Source organism: Paraburkholderia sp. (genome assembly GCF_036488795.1).
Taxonomy (GTDB): Bacteria; Pseudomonadota; Gammaproteobacteria; order Burkholderiales; family Burkholderiaceae; genus Paraburkholderia.
This window is the reverse complement of sequence record NZ_DASXHA010000055.1, coordinates 12,321-35,052: the sequence shown is the minus strand read 5'-3', so window position 1 is coordinate 35,052 and position 22,732 is coordinate 12,321. Positions and strand designations below refer to the sequence as shown.

The 22,732-nt window shown below is 61.9% G+C and carries 22 protein-coding genes, 1 tRNA gene and 1 pseudogene; 9 read left to right on the top strand and 15 right to left on the bottom strand.

Features of this window, described 5'->3' with window-relative positions; translation table 11 throughout:
• Positions 1–445: hypothetical protein (locus tag VGH41_RS06855; protein ID WP_331596596.1), on the top strand; the 445-nt coding region annotated here is incomplete at its 5' end.
• A 260-nt stretch (positions 446–705) separates the two neighbouring features.
• On the opposite strand, the gene VGH41_RS06850 is transcribed toward VGH41_RS06855, so the two are convergent.
• The 6 genes from VGH41_RS06850 to VGH41_RS06825 all read right to left on the bottom strand — a co-directional run bounded on the left by VGH41_RS06850 (position 706) and on the right by VGH41_RS06825 (position 4,683).
• The gene (locus VGH41_RS06850; protein WP_331596595.1) at positions 706–1,920 is read right to left on the bottom strand and encodes a tyrosine-type recombinase/integrase; all 1,215 of its coding nucleotides are present in this window, start codon (positions 1,918–1,920) and stop codon (positions 706–708) included.
• A gap of 192 nt (positions 1,921–2,112) precedes the next feature.
• Positions 2,113–2,188: transfer RNA gene (locus VGH41_RS06845), tRNA-Ala, on the bottom strand.
• 131 nt (positions 2,189–2,319) lie between these two features.
• Positions 2,320–2,658, bottom strand: coding sequence for a c-type cytochrome (locus VGH41_RS06840; protein ID WP_331596600.1), 339 nt, complete (start codon positions 2,656–2,658; stop codon positions 2,320–2,322).
• 14 nt (positions 2,659–2,672) lie between these two features.
• Positions 2,673–3,464, bottom strand: coding sequence for a BON domain-containing protein (locus tag VGH41_RS06835; RefSeq protein WP_331596594.1), 792 nt, complete (start codon positions 3,462–3,464; stop codon positions 2,673–2,675).
• A 20-nt stretch (positions 3,465–3,484) separates the two neighbouring features.
• Positions 3,485–4,072, bottom strand: a complete 588-nt coding sequence (locus VGH41_RS06830; protein WP_331596593.1) for a phosphoheptose isomerase — start codon at positions 4,070–4,072, stop codon at positions 3,485–3,487.
• Positions 4,073–4,266: 194 nt separating this feature from the next.
• Complete coding sequence (locus VGH41_RS06825; RefSeq protein ID WP_414696614.1) at positions 4,267–4,683, bottom strand: YraN family protein; 417 nt, start codon at positions 4,681–4,683, stop codon at positions 4,267–4,269.
• A gap of 37 nt (positions 4,684–4,720) precedes the next feature.
• Here VGH41_RS06825 and rsmI point away from each other — a divergent pair, with 37 nt between their 5' ends.
• Entirely contained in the window at positions 4,721–5,611 is an 891-nt protein-coding gene (gene rsmI, locus VGH41_RS06820; RefSeq protein ID WP_331596591.1) for a 16S rRNA (cytidine(1402)-2'-O)-methyltransferase, read from the top strand.
• Positions 5,612–5,743: 132 nt separating this feature from the next.
• On the opposite strand, the gene VGH41_RS06815 is transcribed toward rsmI, so the two are convergent.
• Entirely contained in the window at positions 5,744–6,337 is a 594-nt protein-coding gene (locus tag VGH41_RS06815; protein ID WP_414696615.1) for a septal ring lytic transglycosylase RlpA family protein, read from the bottom strand.
• A gap of 626 nt (positions 6,338–6,963) precedes the next feature.
• Between VGH41_RS06815 and VGH41_RS06810 the strand changes: the two genes are divergently transcribed.
• From VGH41_RS06810 to VGH41_RS06800, 3 genes are all read left to right on the top strand, one after another.
• Positions 6,964–7,611 carry an MBL fold metallo-hydrolase gene (locus VGH41_RS06810; RefSeq protein WP_331596589.1) on the top strand — a complete coding sequence of 216 codons (648 nt, stop codon included), beginning with the start codon at positions 6,964–6,966 and terminating at the stop codon, positions 7,609–7,611.
• Positions 7,608–8,237 (top strand): exonuclease, encoded by a 630-nt coding sequence (locus tag VGH41_RS06805; protein ID WP_331596588.1) that lies wholly within the window; start codon positions 7,608–7,610, stop codon positions 8,235–8,237. The genes VGH41_RS06810 and VGH41_RS06805 overlap by 4 nt, the downstream gene beginning before the upstream one ends.
• Positions 8,238–8,326: 89 nt before the next feature.
• On the top strand, positions 8,327–8,785 hold the full coding sequence (locus VGH41_RS06800) for an Lrp/AsnC family transcriptional regulator (protein WP_331596599.1): 459 nt from the start codon (positions 8,327–8,329) through the stop codon (positions 8,783–8,785).
• Between the two features lie 59 nt (positions 8,786–8,844).
• On the opposite strand, the pseudogene VGH41_RS06795 reads toward VGH41_RS06800, so the two are convergent.
• The 3 genes and pseudogenes from VGH41_RS06795 to VGH41_RS06785 all read right to left on the bottom strand — a co-directional run.
• Positions 8,845–9,320, bottom strand: a pseudogene (locus VGH41_RS06795) (cation diffusion facilitator family transporter); the annotation flags it as partial.
• 262 nt (positions 9,321–9,582) lie between these two features.
• Positions 9,583–9,876 carry an H-NS histone family protein gene (locus VGH41_RS06790; RefSeq protein ID WP_331596587.1) on the bottom strand — a complete coding sequence of 98 codons (294 nt, stop codon included), beginning with the start codon at positions 9,874–9,876 and terminating at the stop codon, positions 9,583–9,585.
• 389 nt (positions 9,877–10,265) lie between these two features.
• On the bottom strand, positions 10,266–10,934 hold the full coding sequence (locus VGH41_RS06785) for a HugZ family protein (protein ID WP_331596585.1): 669 nt from the start codon (positions 10,932–10,934) through the stop codon (positions 10,266–10,268).
• A gap of 195 nt (positions 10,935–11,129) precedes the next feature.
• On the opposite strand from VGH41_RS06785, the gene VGH41_RS06780 reads away from it, so the two are divergent.
• Positions 11,130–12,341 carry an MFS transporter gene (locus tag VGH41_RS06780; protein WP_331596584.1) on the top strand — a complete coding sequence of 404 codons (1,212 nt, stop codon included), beginning with the start codon at positions 11,130–11,132 and terminating at the stop codon, positions 12,339–12,341.
• A 231-nt stretch (positions 12,342–12,572) separates the two neighbouring features.
• Positions 12,573–13,889, top strand: coding sequence for a collagen-like triple helix repeat-containing protein (locus VGH41_RS06775; RefSeq protein WP_331596583.1), 1,317 nt, complete (start codon positions 12,573–12,575; stop codon positions 13,887–13,889).
• A 111-nt stretch (positions 13,890–14,000) separates the two neighbouring features.
• Here VGH41_RS06775 and VGH41_RS06770 read toward each other — a convergent pair whose 3' ends face one another.
• Positions 14,001–14,993 carry a cupin-like domain-containing protein gene (locus VGH41_RS06770; RefSeq protein WP_331596598.1) on the bottom strand — a complete coding sequence of 331 codons (993 nt, stop codon included), beginning with the start codon at positions 14,991–14,993 and terminating at the stop codon, positions 14,001–14,003.
• 153 nt (positions 14,994–15,146) lie between these two features.
• Positions 15,147–16,292, bottom strand: coding sequence for a branched-chain amino acid ABC transporter substrate-binding protein (locus VGH41_RS06765; RefSeq protein ID WP_331596582.1), 1,146 nt, complete (start codon positions 16,290–16,292; stop codon positions 15,147–15,149).
• Positions 16,293–17,020: 728 nt separating this feature from the next.
• Between VGH41_RS06765 and VGH41_RS06760 the strand changes: the two genes are divergently transcribed.
• Both VGH41_RS06760 and VGH41_RS06755 read left to right on the top strand, forming a co-directional pair.
• Positions 17,021–17,719 carry a dienelactone hydrolase family protein gene (locus VGH41_RS06760; protein ID WP_331596581.1) on the top strand — a complete coding sequence of 233 codons (699 nt, stop codon included), beginning with the start codon at positions 17,021–17,023 and terminating at the stop codon, positions 17,717–17,719.
• Positions 17,720–17,822: 103 nt separating this feature from the next.
• Positions 17,823–19,313 carry an amidase gene (locus VGH41_RS06755; RefSeq protein WP_331596580.1) on the top strand — a complete coding sequence of 497 codons (1,491 nt, stop codon included), beginning with the start codon at positions 17,823–17,825 and terminating at the stop codon, positions 19,311–19,313.
• A gap of 206 nt (positions 19,314–19,519) precedes the next feature.
• Here VGH41_RS06755 and VGH41_RS06750 read toward each other — a convergent pair whose 3' ends face one another.
• The 3 genes from VGH41_RS06750 to VGH41_RS06740 form a co-directional block, all read right to left on the bottom strand.
• Positions 19,520–19,831 (bottom strand): high-potential iron-sulfur protein, encoded by a 312-nt coding sequence (locus VGH41_RS06750; RefSeq protein ID WP_331596579.1) that lies wholly within the window; start codon positions 19,829–19,831, stop codon positions 19,520–19,522.
• A gap of 217 nt (positions 19,832–20,048) precedes the next feature.
• Positions 20,049–21,155 (bottom strand): NAD(P)/FAD-dependent oxidoreductase, encoded by a 1,107-nt coding sequence (locus VGH41_RS06745; protein ID WP_331596578.1) that lies wholly within the window; start codon positions 21,153–21,155, stop codon positions 20,049–20,051.
• A 352-nt stretch (positions 21,156–21,507) separates the two neighbouring features.
• A complete protein-coding gene (locus VGH41_RS06740; RefSeq protein WP_331596577.1) occupies positions 21,508–22,485 on the bottom strand; it encodes an AAA family ATPase in 978 nt (325 codons plus the stop codon).
• Positions 22,486–22,732: the final 247 nt, after the last annotated feature.

Here is a 22,732-nt window from a genome sequence, read left to right as displayed (position 1 = left end):
GATGTACACGAAAGCTCAATGGGATGAGTTCGTCCGACTGCTCGATGCGCTACCGGAAAAACCAGCTTCGGAGCGGCGCATCACCGTGCGGGATGCGATGCCGAACGTGCGCGTCCATATCGACTCGGCTCGCGCCAAAGGTTACTCGGTCGAGCAACTGACAGAGCAAGCGAAGCAGGCGGGTATCGATGTGACCGCCAGCGCACTTCGATACGCATTGCAGGAAGCGAAGAAGCGACGGGTAACCGGTCGTCGACTGGACGGCACCTCCGGGGCCGGCGGTCGCACGAATACTTCCCACAACCCGCCGGCAAAGCGCACAACTGGTCAGCAAACCAGTCTTGTACCTCAGGCAAAAACGGAACGCGAAAACATCAAACGCAACTCGATGGGTAATCAGGATACGTTCGGCTTCCAAATCAGACCCGATATCGAAGACCTTTGAACCCGACTACGATGCAAACGGATCAGCGCGACGGACGCCATCAGAACGCACGCAAACGCACTCCGACGACGCGACAACGATGAGCGAGCCGTGTAGTAGATGGGTAGCGACAAAAGGATCTATATCCTGCGCTGACATTTACTTTGACGCCGCCAATTGCACAGCATCTACTGTCAACGGGCGCCCCGTGACTATGTCTCTCTAGGAAGGAACACCTGCCTAAGCGCTGACCAGGAACTTGGCCCGTCAGGAACTTCGCCTCATAAACCCCGCGACCGGATCGGACCCACCTCAGCCCCTGCTTTCAGTCGATCGAGATAGTCCGCCCACGCCTGCATCATCGCGACGCGGTCGTCGATAAACCGGGTCCGGTTATACGCGCTGCCGAGCGAGTCGGGAACCCGATGGGCCAACTGGTGTTCAATGACTTCGGCCGGAAACCGGAGTCGCTCGTGCAGGATGGTCCGAGCCATGGCCCGGAATCCGTGGCCAGTGATCTCGGTTTTCGTGTCGAAGCCCAGTCGCTGCAGCGCGGCGTTGATCGCCGCCCCGCTCATGGGTTTTCTGCGATCGCGACCTGCGAAGACATAACGCCATTTTCCCGTCAGCGCCTGTAGTTCTTTCAGGATATCTACCGCCTGTGTGGCCAGTGGTACCAGATGCTCTGTTTTTGTCTTGGAAACGGTATAGCGCCATTCGCGCCGTTCCAGATCAATCTGCGCCCACTCAGCCTGTCTCAACTCGCCGGGCCGCACGAACAGCAACGGTGCAAGTTGCAGTGCCGCGCGCACGACCAGTGTCCCGGAAAAACCATCGAAGGCCCGCAGCATCTCGCCGACCTTCTCGGGATCCGTAATCGAGGCGAAGTGGGTATGCCGGTTGGGCCGCAGAGCGCCGCGTAAATCGGCGCTCACGTCGCGCATCGCGCGCCCGGTCACCACGGCATAGCGGAAGATCTGGCCGCAGTTCTGCTGAAGCCGGTGTGCGGTGTCGTGAGCCCCGCGCTTCTCGGCACGGCGCAACACTTCGAGCACTTCGGGCGGACTGATGTCGGCGATGGGACGTGATCCCAGCCATGGAAACAGGTCCTTCTTCAGCCGCCCCATGATCTTCTCGGAATGGCTCGGTGCCCAGCCGGGTGCCTGCTGCTCGAACCATTCGAGCGCGACGGCCTCGAAGGTCGTGGCCGCGTTGAGCCGCGCCAGGCGCTTCTTGTCCTTCTTGGCCTGGCCGGGGTCGATACCATCGGCCAGCATCGCACGGGCTTCGTCGCGCTTCCTTCGCGCGTGGGCGAGTGTGACATCCGGATAGACGCCGAGCGCCAGCTTCCGCTCCCGATCGTTGAACCGGTATTTGAGGCGCCAGTATTTGCCGCCGGACGGAGAAATCTCGAGATACATTCCGCGGCCGTCGGAGACCCGGTACGTCTTCTCCTGCGCGGCAGCCCGGCGAACTTCCAGATCGGTAAGAGGCATGTGGGACACCTCCCGTAGCGTGGGGGCCTAAATTTTCAGTGAACTCAAAAATGAGCCACATGCCCCTAAACCTGCGCCGAAAGGCCCCCGGCTGTCAACGGAAACCATGATCCCGGAGTGGAAACAAAAACCCCGCGAGCCTTGCGGGACGCGGGGTTTCGGGAATACTGTGGAACTGCCTGGAACATCGAATGGTGGAGAGGAGGAGGATCGAACTCCCGACCTTCGCATTGCGAACGCGACGCTCTCCCAGCTGAGCTACCCCCCCACGGTCAGATGATTCTAGCACAGGGTTTTTGGGTTTTGCCAACCGGCCAGGCGCGCAAAAGCGGCCCTAAAACCGGTCCCTAAAGCGGCCGCATAAACAACCCCAAAACCCGCCAACAAACCCACCGCACCCTACTTCGAAGCCGCCCCACCCAACACCCAGTCCACCACCGTGCGGATATCCGCATCGTTCATCGCCGGGTGCGCGGGCATCGGAATCGCTCCCCACACGCCCGAGCCGCCGTCCTTCACCTTGTGCGCCAGCTTCGCCGGCGCTTGCGCATCGCCCTTGTACTTCGCTGCGATCTGCTGAAACGACGGCCCGACCAGTTTGCGATCAACCGCATGACAACCCATGCACGCATTGGCGCGCGCAATTGCCAGCCCGCGCGGCGCATCATCGGCTCGCGCGGTCGATACCCCACCCGACAACCACGCCAATGCAAAGCCCACCGCCAGCAAACCGCGCATCGTCAAGCTCGTCTTCATTGCCCTGCCTTCGGATTACCCGGATGTACCGAGGTCGAGTTCGTCACCGGAGCCGGCGCCTGCTGTTCAAGCGGACGCGAACTCACCGACGCATCCGGCACCGCGCCGACGGTCGCGTCGGTGGTCGGCGGAGGCGCCGATGCAGCTGGCGCGCTCGCAGCCGCAGCCGTCGCCGCAACCGCTTCTTCCGGCAGGATGTACTGGAACACCTTCACCACCTGCACGACACCCGGCACACGGCTCGCCACGTCGGCGCCGCGCGCCCCTTCGTCGCGAGTGACGAGACCCATCAGGTATACCGAACCGTTCTCGCAGACCACCTTGTAGTTGTTCGCCGAGATGTTCTTCTCCGCGATCAGCGCCGTCTTCACACGAGTCTCGAGATACGAGTCGTTCGTGCGCGAGGAAATATCGCTGGCCGGCTGCACAGCCAGTTCGTTGACGATCGACGTCACGTTATTCAGTTGACGCACGATCTGCTCGGCCTTCTGCTTCGACGCATCGTCCGGCACTTCGCCCGTCAGCAGCACGCGACGGTTGAACACCGTCACATTGACGTGCGCCTGTTCGGGCAGATTCTGGTTGATCTGCGCAATCGACTTCACCTGAATCTCGCGGTCCTCGGTCTGCGCGCCAAGCGTGCGCCGGTCGGTCGCCATCAGCGCACCGCCGCCGGCCGCGCCGGCCACCAGCAGAAAACAGCCCTGCAACGATGCGGACAATCCCGCCGCCAGCCCCACCACCAGTGTGGTCCTCACCAATGTCGTCTTGATGCGAAATACGCTCATCAACTAGCTCTCCCTCGGAATCAGTCTTCGCCCAGCAACATGGCATCAATGCCGTCGCACAGACAATGGATGGTCAGCAAATGCACTTCCTGAATACGCGCCGTGCGATCGGACGGCACACAAATGTGGATGTCGGTATCGGACAGCACCTCATGCGCCTTGCCACCGCCTTTGCCCGTCAAAACGACGACGATCATCTCGCGTTCGTGCGCGGCTTCGATCGCAGCCAGCACGTTCGCCGAATTGCCGGACGTGCTGATGGCGAGCAGCACGTCGCCCGGTTGACCCAGCGCCCACACCTGCTTCGAGAAGATCTGTTCGAATGTGTAGTCGTTGGCAATGGCGGTGAGGACGGACGTGTCGGTGGTGAGCGCAATCGCGGGCAAGCCGGGCCGTTCACGCTCGAAGCGGCCAATCAGTTCGGCCGCGAAATGCTGTGCGTCGGCAGCGGATCCGCCGTTGCCGCACGCAAGAATGCGGTTGCCGTTGGCAAGCGCCATAAACATCGTGTCGACCGCTGCGGCGATCGGCATCGACAAGGTTTCGAGGGCTTCGAGTTTGACCGCCGCGCTGTCGCGGAAGTGTTGTTGAATGCGTTCGACTGACATCGAGTCTCTATCTTATTACCGCGAATGGACCGCTATACACGGCCCTGTTGTGACGACATGTTGTTCGGACTGACCGTAGCGAGAAGCGCCCTTGCGTGAACGGCATTGCTCGACACCGCGCAATGCACTCCGCCACCCCACCCCGTACGCGAGCGCAAGTTTATCGCACTCAGGCGTGATATCCGCACGGCGCCTCAGACTTCGTCGGCGCGGAAAGCATCACGCAACCAGACGAGGCGTCCCGCTTCGAACGCGATCACATCGAAACGGCAAGCCGGCACCGTGCCCACGCGCGTCGCCAAAAAGTGCTGCGCGGCGCGCACCAGCCTCTGACGCTTCTGCCAGCCAATGCTCGCCGCCGCGCCGCCGTACTGCCGTCGTGCGCGAGCACGCACTTCGACGAACACCAGCGCGCCGTCGCGCTCGCGCATCACGAGATCGATCTCGCCACCGCGGCACACCACATTGCGCGCGACGAAGCGCAAACGCTGCTGTTGCAGAAACGTCAGCGCCCGTGCTTCAAAGGCTGCTCCGACGTCTTTGGACCCGGTACGTCCTGAAAAGTTGTCGGCGTCGCTTCGCCCCGGCCCCCCTGCCCCTGCGTGGCACAATGACGGCCTCGTTCTGTCTGTCTGCGTCTTCTGCCTCATGACCCCTCTCTCCGAACTTGCGCAAGGGCAGCAGTACCCTGCCGCCGCGCTCTATGTGGTGGCGACGCCGATTGGCAACGTCGCGGACATCACGCTGCGCGCGCTGCACGTGCTCGGGCTGGTGGACCGCATTGCCGCCGAAGACACCCGCAACACCGGCCAGCTGCTGGCGCGCTACGGTATTTCGAAGCCGCTCGTCGCCGTGCATCAACACAATGAACGCGTAGCGGCGCAACGCATCGTCGAGCATTTGCAGGCAGGCGAGCGCGTCGCGTACGTCTCCGACGCAGGCACGCCCGGTATCTCCGACCCCGGCGCCAAACTCGTCGACGCCGTTCGTGAAGCCGGCCTGCCAGTGATTCCGCTGCCTGGCGCGAGCGCGCTCGCCACCGCGCTGAGCGCCGCCGGTGACTGGGTCGCCACCTTCTCGTTCCTCGGCTTCTTGCCGCCCAAGGCAAAGCAACGTGCGTCGATGTTGCAGCCGCTCGCCACCCATCCTCATGCCATGGTCTTCTACGAAGCGCCGCATCGCATCGTAGAAACGGCGCAAGCGCTGGCCGACGCTTTTGGCGGTACGCGCAAATTGCTGATTGCCCGTGAGCTGACGAAGTTACACGAGGCGCTCCATTGCTGCACCCTGGCCGAAGGGCCAGCATGGCTCGCAGCCGACCCGAACCGGCAGCGCGGGGAGTTCGTGCTCGTCGTTGAAGGTGCGCAGGCTGAAGCCGCGGGCGAGCACGATCACGACGCGCTGCTGGGCATCCTGCTGGAAGAGTTGACGGTGAGTAGCGCGGCGAAGGTGGCCGCATCCATCACGGGAGCGTCGCGCAACGCGCTTTACGCACGCGCGCTGGCACTGAAGAAAGACGAAGAAGGACCGGCAGACTGAAGCCGGAAAGTCGAAGGGCCGCGCAATGCGGCCCTTCGTGTATTCGCAGCAAGCAATCCGCACGGGATCCGCTCGGTGGCGTCGTTCCGCGCACTGGGCGCGCGGAACGACGGTCACGCTACATCAGTTACATCATTTGACGTCGTTCGCGTTCGAAGCCAGCGTTTCCGCCTGCTCCGCCCTCGCTTGTTGCTGCGTCAAACCTTCGATCTGGACGTTGGCCGTGCCGGCGCGTTGCATGCCCAGCGCGTGAGCAGCCGCAACTGACAGATCGATGATCCGGCCACGCACATACGGACCGCGGTCGTTGATCTTGACCACGACCGAGCGGTCAGTATCAGGATTCGTCACACGAACGTATGAGCCAAGCGGCAGCGTACGGTGTGCTGCCGTAAGCGCGTGCATGTCGTAGCGCTCGCCGTTCGCCGTGCGACGGCCGTGGAAGAACCGGCCGTACCATGACGCGCGGCCTGTCTGATGGAAATCGGCGACATTCGGGCCGCTGTCCGACAGAGGCTCAGCGTTGGCCAAAGGCGTGCTGCTTGCCTCGGGAGCCTGCGCAGGGGGCATGCTGAAGGCCTGCGGTGCCGCACTGCCGGGCCTGAAGCTCGTTGTGCTGAGCGGCGTGTTGCTTGCCTGATTGGCCGCGTTCGGGGGCACAGCGCACCCGGCGAGGACAAAAAAGGCAAAAAGACTCCCAATACTACGGGATAACCGAGTTTTCATAAGACGTGCATTCACAATGTCGAGCCGCATCACGCGATGGCTGCGTGTTGCTGCGACTCCGGCGGAAAACGAACGACTACGCGCTGCGCTAAAAAGCGCAGTACGCTGAAGTCCGCACGCGGCACACTCTGCCGCTACCGCACGGTTAGTTTTCACGTCTGGCGCAACCTGTCCCCGGCAGCCTGACCAGACCCCACAAGCCGCCATCGAACGTGGCAATCACGTTCTTGCGCCCAAAACAACAGCGCGCAGGAACGGCGGCGTAGGCCCCACCCAGCGTCACGGCGTAAGGCCGTTGCAGGCGCGTGGCACCTGGCTGGACGAGACGTGCGCATCGGACGCATCCGATGCTAGGTTTGCCGTCGACAACTCCGACGGCACTTACTTGACGGCGATCGGCGCTCCATTTTTGATGGGGACGCATCGCCCTGTGGCAGTACGGTTTCCCGTACGAATGAACCCATTATACCCAAAAGACAATTTCGAGACGCCAAGGTGCTGATAGTTTTGATGAATTTTCACTATTGATGCAAAAATGAGCATTGCGCAGCTACCCATTCGGCATATCGGCGAGGGCTCGCACACGCCGGTACAATCAGCTTTTTTGCAGCGGTGCACCATCCTCCATGAAAGTCACTTTGATCCCTGTCACGCCTTTTCAGCAGAACTGTTCGCTGCTCGTTTGCGAGGCGACGGGGCGTGCGGCCGTCGTTGACCCGGGCGGCGATCTCGAGATCATTCAGGGTGAAGTGGAACGGCAGAAGGTGTCGGTGGAAAAGGTATTTCTGACGCATGGCCACATCGACCACTGCGCTGGCGCCAGGACGCTCGCTGCGCACTACGGTGTGCCAATCGAAGGTCCGCATCCGGACGAAAGTTTCTGGCTCGACAAGCTGCCCGACCAGAGTGCACGCTTCGGCTTTCCTGCCGCGCAAGCATTCGAACCCGATCGCTGGCTGCCTACCGACGGCGAAACCGTTCAGTTCGGCAACGAAACCCTCGAGGTTTATCACTGCCCCGGCCATACACCGGGCCACGTGATCTTCTTTAGCCGCGCCCACCGGCTCGCGATGGTGGGAGACGTGCTATTTGCCGGCTCCATCGGACGCACCGATTTCCCGCGCGGCAATCATGCCGATCTGATCCGCTCGATCCGCGAAAAGCTGTGGCCGCTCGGCGACGACGTCACCTTCGTACCCGGTCACGGTCCGACCTCGACGTTCGGCGCGGAGCGCCGCACCAACCCCTACGTCGCGGATGGAGTGAACGCATGAGCGCCGAAATCTATGTCAGCACCGACATTGAAGCCGACGGCCCGATTCCGGGCCCGCATTCCATGCTCAGTTTCGCGTCGGCCGCGTACACGGAAGACAAGCAGCTGATCGGCACTTTCTCGGCCAACCTGGAACTGCTCGATGGCGCGAGCGCTCATCCGGTTCAGGAAGCGTGGTGGAAGACGCAGCCCGAAGCATGGGCGGCGTGCCGCAAGGACCTCCAGCAACCGGCCGCCGCATTGACCGCCTACGTGGAATGGGTCGAGGCATTGCCGGGCAAGCCGGTCTTCGTGGCCATGCCGGCCGGCTTCGATTTCACCTTCATGTTCTGGTACATGATGCGGTTCACGGGACGCTGTCCGTTCTCATGGTCCGCGCTCGACATCAAGACGCTCGCGTTCGCCATGACGGGCCTGCCGTACCGCAAGTGCATCAAGCCGCGCTTGCCGCAACGCTGGTTCGACGATCATCCGCATACCCACGTCGCGCTCGACGACGCGATCGAACAAGGCGCGCTCTTCTGCAACATGCTGGCCGAGCTGCGTGCCACCCAGGCAGCGGCCGCCACGGCGGAAAAAGATGGGGACGGCACAGGACAAAAAGCCGCTGCTAAACCGACAAATTAGGTAATCTCGCTCGTCAGGACCGTTTTACATTGCGTTTCGTTTTCACCGCCTCTACCATAAGGAACATGGCGACGCCAACGGAGGCGCAGTTGACACTCGATACGTTCTCTCAAAAGATATTGCGCCTGCTGCAACTCGACGCTCGTCGTTCGGTGCAGGAGATCTCCGACCAGGTCGGCCTGTCCAGCACCCCATGCTGGCGGCGCATCAAGGACATGGAGCAATCAGGGGTGATCCAGCGCTATACGGCGCTGCTGGATCGCGAAAAGCTCGGGCTGCATGTGTGCGCGCTCGCCCACATTCATCTGATGCGCCATACCGAAGGCGGGGTCGAACAGTTCGAGCGGGAAATCGCCACCTGCCCCGAAGTGACCGAGTGCTACAGCACCACGGGCGAATCAGACTACATCCTGAAGATCGTCGCGCCGGATATCAAGGCGTATGACACATTCCTGCACGAACGCATCTTCAAGATCCCGGCGGTAGCACAGGTGCGCACGAGCGTCGTGCTCCGCGAGATCAAGTTCGATACACAACTGCCGCTTTAACTGCCGGCAATGCCCGTCGCCACTACCAGTGAAGACGCGGCATCCGATCAAGCATGTCACGCATTGGCAATGGGCATTGCTGAACGCACACGTTGCGCTTCACGAAGCATGTAGCGAAATAGCCCCTCTTTCGAAACCAGCACCACGAGCGCGACAACTAGCGCGCTGATATGAACCGCCGGAATATCCCGCAAATGCGCCAGCCGGGTTCTGGTACGCTGAAGCATGCCTACGCCGATCACGATTAGCAACGCGCCGAGAAACAACGAGGCGACTGTTTCATAACGGCTATGGCCATAATTGTGATCGGCGTCGGGTTGTCTGCCACTATGCCGATTGGCGATTAGTCCGACAAAATCCGAAGCTAGATCCGCACGCGAATGCACGCCATACGCGACGAGCACCTGGGAATGGGCAACGCGCCGGCGACGATTTGCAGCGTCATCAACACGGCATTGAGCGCAATACTAAGAAACGGGCCTTCGTGCGTGACCTCCTGCTTTTCCGGGGATTGGCCGGCGAGAGAGGAAGACATTCGAAGCCGGTCAGATTGAAGTTGACTGCATTCTAGCCCGCGCATAGGCCGAGGTTGCCCAATCCAATAAAATTCTCTTTAAAATCATACGCTTATCCGAACAGCAAACAGTCGCATTCAGCAAACGCTGGATCAGCCGCGCTCAGCAAACCGGTATCCCAAAAGAAAAAAACCGCGCCCCCTTAAGCTTGCCTAAAGGTTACGCGGTTCCTTTCTGTACCAGTGGCGCCTTTAAGCGCTCGCCGGATTGTTGCAATTAAAGCTAGATCAAAAACTTTTCACGATCCTGACCCGCGATCCAACGCGGCGGCTTGCCACGGCCTGACCACGTGCTGCCGCTATCCGGATCACGGTATTTCGGCGCGACGCCCGCACGCGGACGACCCACCTTTGCATTCTTGCCACGGCCGCCGCCTAGTTCAGCCAGCGTAATGCCGTAGTCGGCCATCTTCTGCTTGATCTCATTCAACACTTCCGCGTATTCACGCGACTTTGCTTCTTCGATCTGCTTTTCCAGCTTCTCTCGCTGCGCGAGTAGTTCCTTGTAGGAAGACATAGGTTCCCTTGTGGTTTCGATAAATGACTGCCAGTCTGATGCCGGCTTGCCGTTTGAAGGTGATCATGCCTCGGAATTTGCTGGCGAGATTAACACAAAATAGAAAGCAGAGAAAAGACGAATCCTTAAATTAATTAAGTTTCGTTTCGAAAAATTTCGAGTCACGTAGGAACAAGCTACCTTTCATTTACATCTTTTTTTCGTAGGTTACGGAAAAGACCGCTCTTGATCAGTAAATGACACATTTAATTCCCAGATGATGAAAATTGATATGCAATTTGGCAGAAAAGATTTCATGAAATGACAGCTTTGCAAGCGCCGACCACTACGAAATGAGATAAATAGCTGATACGCATCAGCGACTCGGTGTTTTCCCGCAATAGTGCGAATCAGGTCGCGTCCAAATGTCGCGTCATGCAATTTTTTAGTGCTGCATGCAAGGCAGCGTCATCGTGTGCCACGGCGTCGAACGCAAAGCGCATTCGCGAAACGCCGATTTTCAGATCCGCGCCGTAACGGTCAACGCCCAGCAGCTCAAGCTGTGCCGGCCGTTGTGCATCGCCTTCGAAAGATCTCAGCAATGCGCCCTCGTCTGCAAAACTGAGCGGTGCGAGCGGATCCAGTTCATTGCCGTCGAGCCAGCCCATCGCGCCAAAGCCGCCGATATAACGCAGCCGCTCGAGCTTCATCACCCAGAAGCTGAAGTCGCCCAGGGCGAGATAACGTTCGGCGCCCGGGTGATAGCGCAGGTAGCGGCCCGCCACCTCAGGGGTCGGGTCGACGGTTTCGAACTGTCCCAGCAAGGTGACGCGCTGGCCGTTCAGAACGTCGCCATCGGGCGCGTGTGCGATCAGGAAGCCGGCACGCGGATCGTCGAGCAGATTGCGCGTGTGCTCGGCCAGGCGACTGACGAGGATCGTCGGGCGGTGCTGCGCGTCCGGAGCGAAGGGCAGGATCGACGGGTACGGATAACCCTCGGGCTGGCGCGAGTGCGTGGCGAGCGTGCCGGCGGCCGCCTGATGCAGCAGATGAAGCGGGGCGTGAGCAGAAATCTTCAATTGCGCGTTCTCGATGAATGGCAAGGCGTGCGAGCGCGCCCGGCCCGTCTGGGACTTTGGATAGAAGTAGATATTAGTTCAGGCTCCGCCAGCAGGCGCCACGCTGCTTCGCTAGAATCTGAGATTCGCTTTCAGCCGCCTTTCCTTTGACGCCTGATGGCATGCGTTACGCCCTCATTTGCCACCGGGATTTTCGTGTCCGACCAGCCCTCCGACTACTCCGCCATCCCTGCCGCTCACCGCGATCTGCCCGCCGCCTCACTGCGCCGCGCCCGCTTCGCCACCATGGCGCTCTTCTTTATCGCCGGGATGATGTATGCGTCGTGGGGTGTGCATGTGCCCACGGTGCGCGATCGCTTCCATCTGAATCCGGCGTTGCTGTCCTTTGCATTGCTGGCGGTGGCGGGCGGCTCGATCACCGCCATGACGACCAACGGCAAGTGGATCGCGCGCGTCGGCACGCGCCGCGCGTGTCTGGCGGGCGGCCTGACCATGGCGGTCTGCGCGGCGCTGATTCTCGTCGTGCCGGCCTACTGGCTGTTGTTGATCGTGCTGGCCGTCTTCGGCGCGGGCACGGCCACGCTCGACGTGGCGATGAACGCGGAAGCAAGCGCGGTCGAGCAGGCAATGAGACGGCCCATCATGTCGGCGCTGCATGGCATGTTCAGCATTGGCGGCATGGCAGGCGCGGCCGTGGGCGGCGCGCTGCTGTCGCGTGGCATGGCGCCGGCGGTGCATCTCACGCTGGTTGGCGCGCTCAGCGCGCTGGTCCTGCTGATTGCATGTCCCGCGGTCTTGCCCCACGTGCCGCATGCCGATCATCCGGACGCCGCCACGCCCCGCACCAACCGGTGGCGCTCGCCTGCGCTGTGGGCGCTCGGCGTGACGGCGCTGGTCGCGCTGATCGCCGAAGGAGCGATGTACGACTGGGCCACCGTCTATATGCGCGATGTCGTCTTCGCGACGCCGGCGCTGGCGAGCGCCGCCTACGCGGCGTTTTCCGGCGGCATGGCCGCAGCCCGTTTCGCCGGCGACGCCGTGCGCGCCCGCTTCGGTGCGCCGCAACTGGTGATGGCGAGTGCGTCGCTCGCGTGCGCGGGGATGATCGGCGCCTTGCTCCTGCCCTATCCGGTCGCCGCGCTCACCGGCTTCACGCTGATGGGGCTTGGGCTCGCCAACATGATGCCGGTGTTGTTCGCGGCAGCCGCTCGCGTCGAAGGGATCCACGCAGCGGAAGGGCTCGCGCATGTCGCGGGGCTCGCGTATTTCGGCTTGCTGTTGGGACCGGTCATCATCGGCGGTGTGGCGCAGGTGACCAATCTGCCGATCGGTTTGTCGGTGGTGGCGGTGTGTTCGGCGCTGATCGCGATTGCCGGCCCGAAGGTGTTGCGGCGCCTGAAAATCTGACGAAGACACCGCTTGAGACGACCCAGGCCGCTCGGGGTCGCGTTACGTTACGCACAATCGGGGCGAGGCCGTGTTCCGCGACACATCGGCGTGTGCGAGGCTGCCAATACGGTCGGCCAGATCTATCAAGCCTTTGATTTCATTATACTTTATCCTCTGCACAAGTAACCTCCTACAAATGGCATAGGGCTTGCAGTTAGCTCCCCCACTGATTTAATCAGGGGAGCTAACATGAACCGCAATTTTCAAATGACGATGATCGCCATGTGCGTGTCGTCGTCGATGGCCCTCACCGGCTGTGGTGGGAGTTCAGTGACCGCAAAACCGCCGACGCTGACAGGTGGCGCGGGAGGCGGCACACATACGCCTACGCCTACGCCGACTCCGACTCCTACGCCCACACCCACCCCCACCCCCAGACCCACACGCGCCAACCCGCTCGGCGTCGTGGTTCAAAACGCCGGCAATGTCGTCAGCGGTACCGGCCAGACCGTATCGTCACTGGGCAAGCAGATCGGCCTCACGCCGATCCCCGGCGGCAACTCCGCGACCGCGACCGCGCTCGGCAATGTCGTATCGAATCTGGGCAACGGCGTCACCGCGGTGGGCATGGGTGCAACGAATGGCCTCGGCCAGTTGGGCAATTCGAGCAACCCGCTCGGCATCACGCTGTCCAGCACCGGCAATCTCGTCTATGACGCGGGCAAGGCGGTCAACAGCGCAGGCCAGCTCGTCACCAGTCTGGGCAGCGGCCCGACGGCGCCGCTCAACCCGCTGACGACGCCGCTCGGCAGCACTGTTTCCACCGTCGGTAACGCTGTGAGCGGACTCGGCACCCAACTCGGCGGCACGCTGTCCAGCGGGCCGATTCAGCAAATCACGCAGTCGGTCAGCACGGCCATCACACCGATCACGAGCACCCTCGCGCAGACGACGCAAACCGTCGGCAATGCTACCGGTCTCGGCGCGCCGCTGAATGGCCTGCTGTCGACCATCGGCCATGGTCTGGATAGCGCGGGCTCGAAGATCAGCAGCGCAACCGGCAATCCGATCGGGCAAAACCTCGGCGGCATCGTCACCCGACTTGGCGACACCGTGACGTCCGCAGGCGGCTTGCTGACCGGCGGCACAGGCGGCAATCCGTTGGGCGGCAATCCGTTGGGCGGCACGCCGCTCGCACCGCTCACCGGCATTCTGACGGCGTTGCCGGGCACATTGAGCGGCGGTCTGACCGGCGGTGCAGGCAATCCTCTGGCTCCGATCACCGGCGCGCTCAGTTCAGTGACCGGCGCGCTTGGCACAGTCTCCGCGACCGTCACGGCAACCGTGGGCGTATCCGGCTCAATCACCGGTTCGAGTTCGACAAGCGGGAGCAGCGGCAGTGGCGGTAGCAGTGGCAGCGCCAGCCTGTTGTCGCCGGTCACCGGTCTCCTTAACTCGCTGACGGGGGGACTGGGCGGCGCCACACCAGGAAGCGGCACATCAGGCGGACTATCTGGCGGACTTGGAGGACTCGGCGGACTCGGCGGACTCGGCGCAAAGAAATAACGACGGCAAAAAAGAAGAAGTACCAGGGAGCGCGGCGGACCGGGTAACCGGCCCGCCGTTTTTTATCGCGAGAGAATCGCAGGCGCGCGACGTGATCCGCGCCCGGCCAGCTTATAGCTCGTGATACGTATCGTAGGTATCGCAGAAGTTGTTGCGCACGATGAAGTTGGTATAGGTCATCGTGACGGACGCTTCGAGTCCTTCAACGTAGTGCCACCAGCCGATCGGCAAGAACAGCAGATCGCCCGGCCCGATCGTGCATTCAATCAGCTGTGCCTGCTCAAGTGCGGGGAACCGCGCAACATCAATCGCGCTGCCGTCCACCTGCGTATAACAGTGCAGGTGGTTGTACATATTCGGCGTGTCGGACATTGGCACCAGCTTCACCTTCTTTCGTCCCATCACCTGCGCCATGAAGTTGTTGGTCAGGTCGTGATGAAACGGTGTCTTCGTGCCGGCCGGCCCAAACCAGAAAAAGCCGGTATCCGGCGAAGCGGGATCGAGATATTCGCGTATGGTCGGCGCGTCCGCCCAAAGCGCGGCGAGTGAGGCGCGATTCTGCGACGAGTTATTCGCCGTCATGTAAAAGTCATTGGTCGTGCCGCTGCGTTCGACCAGATCGACATATTCGCGAAACGGCATGATCCGCTTCAGGTTCGGTTGATTGATTTCATAGTTCGGATCCGATTCGCGGCCAAACTGCACTTCTACGAGGCATGTGCCGCACCGCGCCCGCAAGTAGTCGAAGTTCCATTGCGTGCGCGCCGGCCACGTATCGAACGCGCCGGTGATGATCACGGGGCGGTTCTGAAAGTAGTACTGCTCAAAGAATTCGTCGCGCGCCAAACGCTCACGCCGCTCCACGACGTCACTACGATCGCGCATGCGATTGAGCTGCCCGTACACGGACAAGGTCCAGTCGCGCTTGCGCAAACGATTGCGCAAGCGCGCGCCGCCCTGAAGATAAGGACTCGCAAGTGCGGTGTCGATTTCGAGCGCTGCTTCGTCGGTATTGAAACCGTGCTCGACGAGCGCTGCGTGCATGGCCGGCGGCGGCGCGCCGAGCAGCAGATTTTCGGCGATCCAGCGACGCCAGTCTTCCATCGATCGGCTCACGTTCGTCCCCCAGTCGATTCGTCCGATCGTTAGCGTCTCATGCGGGCGTCCAAAAGAAAAGGCACGCAGTCCCCGAAAGAACGCGTGCCTTGAATCACCGGCAGACAGCAGACGAACCGCCTGCTGTCATGCGGCAGATACTTACATCTTGACCACGTCGAGCAACGTCTTCTTGCCGCCCTTGTAGTCATACAGCGAGATCACGCCGTGCTGCAGGTCGCCGTGCGAATCGAACGTCGTTTCGCCAATCACGCCCTTGTAGTCGGTGGCCGGCATGGCTGCCAGGATCTTCGCCGGATCGGTCGAGTTAGCACGCTTCATGGCGTCGACGATGATGTACACAGCGTCATACGTGAACGGAGCGTAGATCTGGATCGGTTGACCGAAGCGTTTTTCGTACTTCGCTTCGAACGCCTTGCCGCCAGCCATTTTCTCGAGCGCCATACCGGCTTCCGAGCAGACGATGTTGTCGGTTGCGTCGCCAGCCAGGTCGGACAGCTTGTCGGTACAGACACCGTCACCCGCCAGAACCTTCGCGCGCAGGCCGAGCTGCTTGGCTTGCTTGGCGAACGGGCCGCCCGTTGCGTCCATGCCGCCGTACATGATCGCGTCAGGGTTTTCGCCCTTGATCTTCGTCAGAATGGCGCGGAAGTCCACAGCCTTGTCGTTGGTCGCGTCATGCGACATCACGTTCAGGCCGAGCGACTTGGCGGTCTTCTCGAATTCGTTTGCCAGACCCTGGCCGTAAGCGGTCGAGTCGTCGACGATCGCAACGCTCTTCACCTTCAGACCCTTGGCTGCGTAGTTAGCCAGTGCCGGACCTTGTTGCGCATCGGTCGCCACGACGCGGTACGTGGTCTTGAAGCCCTGTTGCGTGTACGCCGGGTTCGTTGCCGACGGCGAGATCTGCACGATGCCTGCATCGCTATAGATCTTCGAAGCCGGGATTGACGTGCCCGAGTTCAAGTGACCGACCACCGCAACGACCTTGTCGTCAACCAGCTTCTGTGCGACTTGAGTAGCCGTACGCGGGTCAGCCGCGTCGTCTTGTGCGTCCAGTTGCAGCGTAACCTTCTGGCCGCCAATCGTCAGACCCTTGGCGTTGATTTCTTCGACTGCCAGACGAGCGCCGTTTTCGTTGTCCTTCCCCAGGTGAGCAATACCGCCAGTAAGCGGTGCGACGTGGCCGATCTTGACGACCTCGTCCGCCACCGCGCCCGTTGCCAACGACGCAAACAACATGGCCGCAGCGCTGATCGGCAACAGCTTTTGAATCTTGATGTTCATGTAAGTCTCCAGTTTCGGTCCCAAAAACAACGTAATCGCCCCGTGCCCCCGCTTCCTTCTCGTGTCGCTCAATCCCGTAGAGGACCACGCCGGTTGCATCGTTCATGCACTTGGACAGCACCTTCGCCAACCTGTTTGTGGCAAGCGGCTATGCGTACTTGCGCGCAAGTGTAGGCTATCAAATTAATTTGTGGGATTTTTTTGGGTAAGTGGGATGAACACCAATAGCGTTTATCCCACATGGTCGAATGCGGATCACGCCGGCGCCCCGGAAAAGGCCAGCCCATGCGGGTTTCCGCCAGGAAATGGGGTTTTTCGTCAAGCGGGACTAAAGACTTTGCCGCCCAATACCGTTAATGGTCCGAATCAGCATTGAGCCGCGCAAACGATCACGCAACGGCATGCTCAGATGATGGCCGTTCCACACTCAAGTATGGCGAGATTCGCGGCGGCCTCACGCTGCGACTTATCAAGCAGTTCGATCAAATCGGCCGCGTCTGTAAATGCGCCGCGATGCCAGAGACATCACTGCCCGTGCTCGCGCCGCGTCACGCAGGCGAAAAACGGCTGATGCAGAATGTTTCAATCGCCTTACGCTCAAGCCGCGGCCGCGCGCGCCTCGCCGCCCCCTGCCGGAGCGCCCTGCAAGGCGTTTCTTTTAGTGGCAAACTGAGCGCCCGCTGCGGGCATTGCCCGTAGGCATCAACCGTAATTTGAAGGAGAGCGACGTGAGCGTGACTTCCCGATGGATCGACATCCCGGCCGGCAAGGACAGTTTTGGCGGCTACCTGGCGCTGCCGAAAGCCGGCAACGGACCGGCCGTTATCATCATTCAGGAGATCTTCGGCGTGAACAGCCATATTCGCGCGGTCGCCGACCAGTACGCGCAAGATGGTTATGTCGCGCTCGCGCCGGACATCTTCTGGCGCACCCAGCCGCGCGTCGAACTGACGTATGCGGGCGCGGATCGTGACAAAGGCATTGAAATCCTGCAGAAGACCGATGTGGGCCTCGCCGTGGCCGACGTCGGCGCAACGGCGGCGGCGTTGCGCGCCATGCCTGAAGTGACCGGCAAGGTCGCCGCGATTGGCTACTGCTTCGGCGGCCGCCTCGCGTACCTTGCAGCGGCGCAAAACACGATCGATCTGGGCGTGAGCTATTACGGCGGCGGCATCCAGAACCTGCTCGACGAAGCGGCCAAAATCAAGGTGCCGATGCAATTCCACTACGGCGAACTCGACCACGGTATTCCGCTGGAAGCGGTGGGCCAGGTGCAGGAACGTTTCGCCGGCCGCGGCGATGCCGAATTCCACATTTACCCGAACGCCGATCACGGCTTCAACTGCACCGACCGCGCGTCGTACAACCAGCACGCCGCGGCGCTCGCGCACGGCCGCACGCTGGTGTTCCTTGGCGAACGTCTGTAAAACGGCACGCCGGCCTTCCGGCCGGGCAGTCTCTTCAATCAGTTACGCTTGAACCGCGGCGCGCTGTGATGGCGCGCCGCGCTGCAAACGGGGCGTATCCGGCGTGCTATCCGACTACCTTGCTCACGACGCAATCGGCCTCGCGAATCTCGTGCGTACGCGCGAGGCCAGCGCGCGCGAATTGCTGGACATGGCGATTGCGCGTGCCGAAGCCGCCAATCCCGCCATCAATGCGATTGTCCTGAAAGACTACGACGCCGCCAGGCAGCGGGCATCGCACGATCACTCGCATACGCTCGGCGACGGTCCGCTGGCAGGTGTGCCGTATCTGATCAAGGATCTCGGCGCGCCCGTCGCAGGTTTGCGGATGTCGATGGGCAGCCGTCACTACCGGCACTTCGTCCCCAAGATCGACGCACCCGTGGTTGCCTTGGCGCGCGCCGCCGGACTCAATATCTTCGCGAAAACGAGCACCTCGGAACTCGGGCAGATGCCGTACACGGAGCCCGAACTGTTTGGCGCGTGCCGCAATCCGTGGAGTCTCGATCACACGCCGGGCGGTTCGAGCGGCGGTTCGGCAGCCGCGGTCGCAGCGGGCATCGTGCCGCTCGCGCATGCGTCCGACGGCGGCGGCTCGATCCGCATTCCCGCCTCGTGTTGCGGTCTGTTCGGCCTGAAACCGTCACGCGGACGCATCCCGGGTTTGCAGCAGCCGGCCGCCGGCGAACTGGGCGTCGATCACGCGGTATCGCGCAGCGTGCGCGACAGTGCATTGCTGCTCGACCTGATGACCGGCCACGCGCAACAGATGCCGCCCGGCGCGCCCGGTACATTTCTCGGCGCGGTGAGCGAACCATGCAAGCCGTTGCATATTGCTTATGTGACGGACCCGATGCTCGCCCCCACCCTGTCTGCCGATACGCGCGCCGCACTCGAGGATGCGGCGGCGCTCGCGGCGGCGCTGGGACATCATGTCGAACCGGTCAAGCTGGGCATCGATTTCGAAGCGGTCCGCCATGCCTTCCTGATGATGTCCTCAGTGACCACACGCGACATGGTGCTGAATGCCGAACGCATCACCGGCCACAAACCGGCACGCGACGAATTCGAAATTTCGACGTGGGCGATGGCGCATATCGGCCGCAAGCTCGGCGAGCGCGCCTTGCCTGCCGCACTCGAGGAGCAGCGCCGGATCACCGTCAAACTCACCGATCTGCTCACACGCTACGACCTGATCCTGTGCGCGACGCTCGCCTCCGCGCCAATCAAGATTGGCGAGATGGTGCCTACGCAAAGCGAGCGTCTGCAGATGCGCGCAGTCACCACACTGCCTATCGAACCGCTCTTGAGAAAGATGCTGGCCGAAGCGGCCGACAAGGCATTCGCGTGGGCCGGCTGCACGGAGATATTCAATCTGAGTGGACAACCCGCCATGTCGGTGCCGCTCTACTGGAACGCGCGCGGCTTGCCGGTGGGCGTGCAGTTCGCGGCTGCGGCGGGCGGTGAAGCCACGCTGTTCAGGCTCGCGGCGCAGCTGGAAGCGGCACGGCCGTGGTTCGCCAGACGACCGCCCTTGCTGCCGGCGCGGATTTGACCCGGGCACGGGCGCTAAAGACGCTGGCTAAAACTCACGCCTGTTTGCGCCGTGCGCCGTGCCCAGTGCGCGGCATATTTCGAGCCGCAGCAAAAAGGCGCCTGTCGCACGCGGCGGCAGGCGCCTTGAGAAAGCCCGGAAAGCGACGCCGTCATGCTGCAGTGCTCCTTGCGCAACACGACTGATGCGTACCGCTTGCCGCTCGCTCAGGCTTTCTTGTTATATGCGCTGCACCAACCCTTGGCCGACACCTGCTTGCCACCGAACATCGGGCAGCCGCCAAATGGGTCGGATGCCTTGCCCTGAAAGAAGCTGCAGTTGCCGCAGTCCTGACCGGCCGCGTACTTGGCGTACTTGGCCTTGTCGACCTGGGTGGCGTCCTGCTTGTAGCCGAGCGCCTGAGCGGTCGGATCGGCTTCGGTGACCTTGGGGGCGTCGGCAAAGGCCTGGCGCGACAGCGCGAACGTGGATGCAACACCAATGCTGGTAATGAGAAACGTACGGCGGGATGACTTCATGGGGACTCACTCCGTTTGTATTGGGACTCAACGCCGTTCTGACGACAGCGGTATCCAAGCATAGCAACGAAGCAGCCACTCGTGACGGGTCAAATGACGGGCATAAGCGATTTTGTAGATCTGCATGGGCTGTCGGCACCGACGGCCGCGCTGATGCGCCACACCCATGCGGCATGCATGTCATGGTCGCGTCATGCGGCCGTCACGCTCGTGTCAGTTATGCGCGCCCGGCCAGCTCGCAGACCCGTTGAGCGATGGCAAGCGAAGCCGTAAGCCCGGGCGATTCAATCCCGAACAGGTTGACGAGGCCTCGTACCCCGTGCGCCGCAGGGCCTTGAATCACGAAGTCGGCGGCAGGTTCGCCGGGTCCGGAAAGCTTGGGGCGAATCCCTGCATAAGCCGGTTGCAGCGAGCCATCCGGCAGCGCGGGCCAGTAAGCGCGAATCGCCGCATAGAAGGAATCCGCGCGATGCGGGTCGACGTCATAGTTGATGGCATCGACCCATTCGACGTCGGGACCGAAGCGCGCCTGACCGCCGAGGTCGATCGTCAGATGCACGCCGAGCCCTGCTTCGTTCGGCATCGGATAGATGAGGCGGCTAAACGGCGCGCGCCCGGAAATGCTGAAGTAGTTGCCGCGTGCGAGATAAAGCGGCGGCACGTGCCGTGCATCGAGCCCGCGAATCTTGCGCGCCAGCGCATTGGCGTGCAAACCCGCGCTATTGATCACGCATGCCGCACTGATGGTGGTGGGCGTCTCGCCGCCCACCTTCAGCACGAAGCGCCCGTTACTCGATTCGATTGCTTCGACTGGCGCATGAAAGGCACAGACCGCGCCGTCGCGTTCGGCATCGCCTTGCATGGCCAGCATCAATTGATGACTGTCGACGATACCCGTATGCGGCGAGAACACCGCCTCGACGCATTCGAGCGCCGGTTCGAGCGCCTGCGCCTCGGAACCGCTGATGCGCATCAGATCGAGCACGCCGTTTTCCTTGCCGCGCGCCATGATGCCTTCGAGTTGCGGAATCTGGTTGCGCGAGGTCGCGACAAGCAGCTTGCCGCACCGCGAATGCGGCACGCCGCGCGCCTCGCAATACTCGTACAGCATCTCGCGGCCCCGCACGCACAGTGTCGCCTTGAGTGAGCCGCGTGGGTAATAGATCCCTGCGTGAATCACTTCGCTATTGCGCGAACTGGTGCCCACGCCGATCGCTTCGGCACCTTCCAGCACGATGACTTCGTGCCCGCGTGCGGCAAGCGCACGCGCAATGGCGAGGCCCACAACGCCTGCGCCGATGACTACACATTCGATTTGATCCATGTCTGTTGACGCGGCCTACCGCACCGCGCGCTGCCTCGTCCAGCCAATGAAGTTGAAGACAGGATGCGGTTCGCGGCTGACCCTGCCGCCTACCGCTCGCTGTCGAACGCATTCCGTGCACCGGCAAACTTGTACGACGTTGTACAGACACAAATGCCCGCAGTCGCAACGGCTGCGGGCATTGGCTCTCGATGCCTGTGAATCCTCGCCTTGCTGGATGCCTGTGTATCGGATGGCTTCAGTGTACGCCGTCAGCGGTGGCCACGCTCACTTCTTCTTCGCGCGGAGGGTCCGTCGATCTCACCGCGACACGCAACTATCACGCGCGGCAACACTGAATGCGCGCTGTGGCTTAAAACCCGATTGGTTTGCGGCGGGTGCCGTAATCGAGGCGAATGTCTTCCGCACCAATCCAGTCGCGTCCATCGATACGCGCCGCACCGAAACCGTTCAGAATCGCGCGTCGCATTTCGCGCGGCGACGCGGGCTTCAGCGCATCGAGCGCGGGGTCGCCCAGTTCCGCAGGAAAGCGCGATCCCCATCCGTGAGCCGTGCGGATCTCGTCGTAAATCGATTGCGCAATCCGGCGTGCACCCGCGTGATCGGGCGGCGGGATTTCGTAGACGTTCATCCGGTTCAGGATCGGCTCCGGAATCGAGCGCTCGTCGTTGGCGGTCGCAATCCAGATGACGTGGCCTGCGTTGATCGGAATTTCGGCGAACTCGTCGATGAAGGTTTGCGCGGTATCGTGCTCCAGCAACGCGTAGAGCGCGCCGAGCGGATCGTATTGCGAATCGCCGGTCGCCTTGTCGATTTCATCGACGGCAATCACAGGATTCGCGTAGCTGCCGTGCACCAGCGCATCGAAGACCTTGCCGGGTTTGGCGTTCTTCCATTGCGACGAAGCGCCCGACAGTATCCAGCCCGCGGTGAGCGAACTCATCGCGACGTAGTGGTAAGCGGTGCCCAGCAGGCGCGCGAGCTGCTTCGCAAAATGCGTCTTGCCGATGCCCGGATCGCCCAGCAGCAAGATGGGCATCAGTTCGAGGCGGTCTTCGGTTTCCAGGCACAACGCGACCTGCTTGCGCACGTCCTCGAGCGGCTCGCTGAAGTTGGGCAACGCGTCGACCAGATCGTCGATCGACGGCATCCGGTTCGGCTTCACGCAGAACCGCAGATTGCCCACCTTCAGCATTTTTTCGTAGGTCGTGCGCAACGCATCGTTCGCGCCGTCGCCCAGATCGTTCAGCGCAGTTTCGACCCGCTCGAGGTCGTACACTTTACTGAACGACGCAACCGCGATTTCCTGTTTGACCATTGCTGTTGTCATGGCTCACCCCGTCATGCTGGTCTTGCGGATACGGCACCGGTGAGGTGCCGCTTCAAGTCCAGTGTAACGACGCAATATTCGTGCGCAAGCGAGCACTCCTGCGGGTCTGCTGCTAACACCCCGTATGCGCGGCGTGAATGGCCGCAGGCTGGAGCGTGGCTTGAATGCAGCGGATTGCGTCCCCATCTGCAATGCAGTGTTGCTGAACCCGGCACGCGCGCAGGTGTCAGAAAGAAGCTGCGGGCAT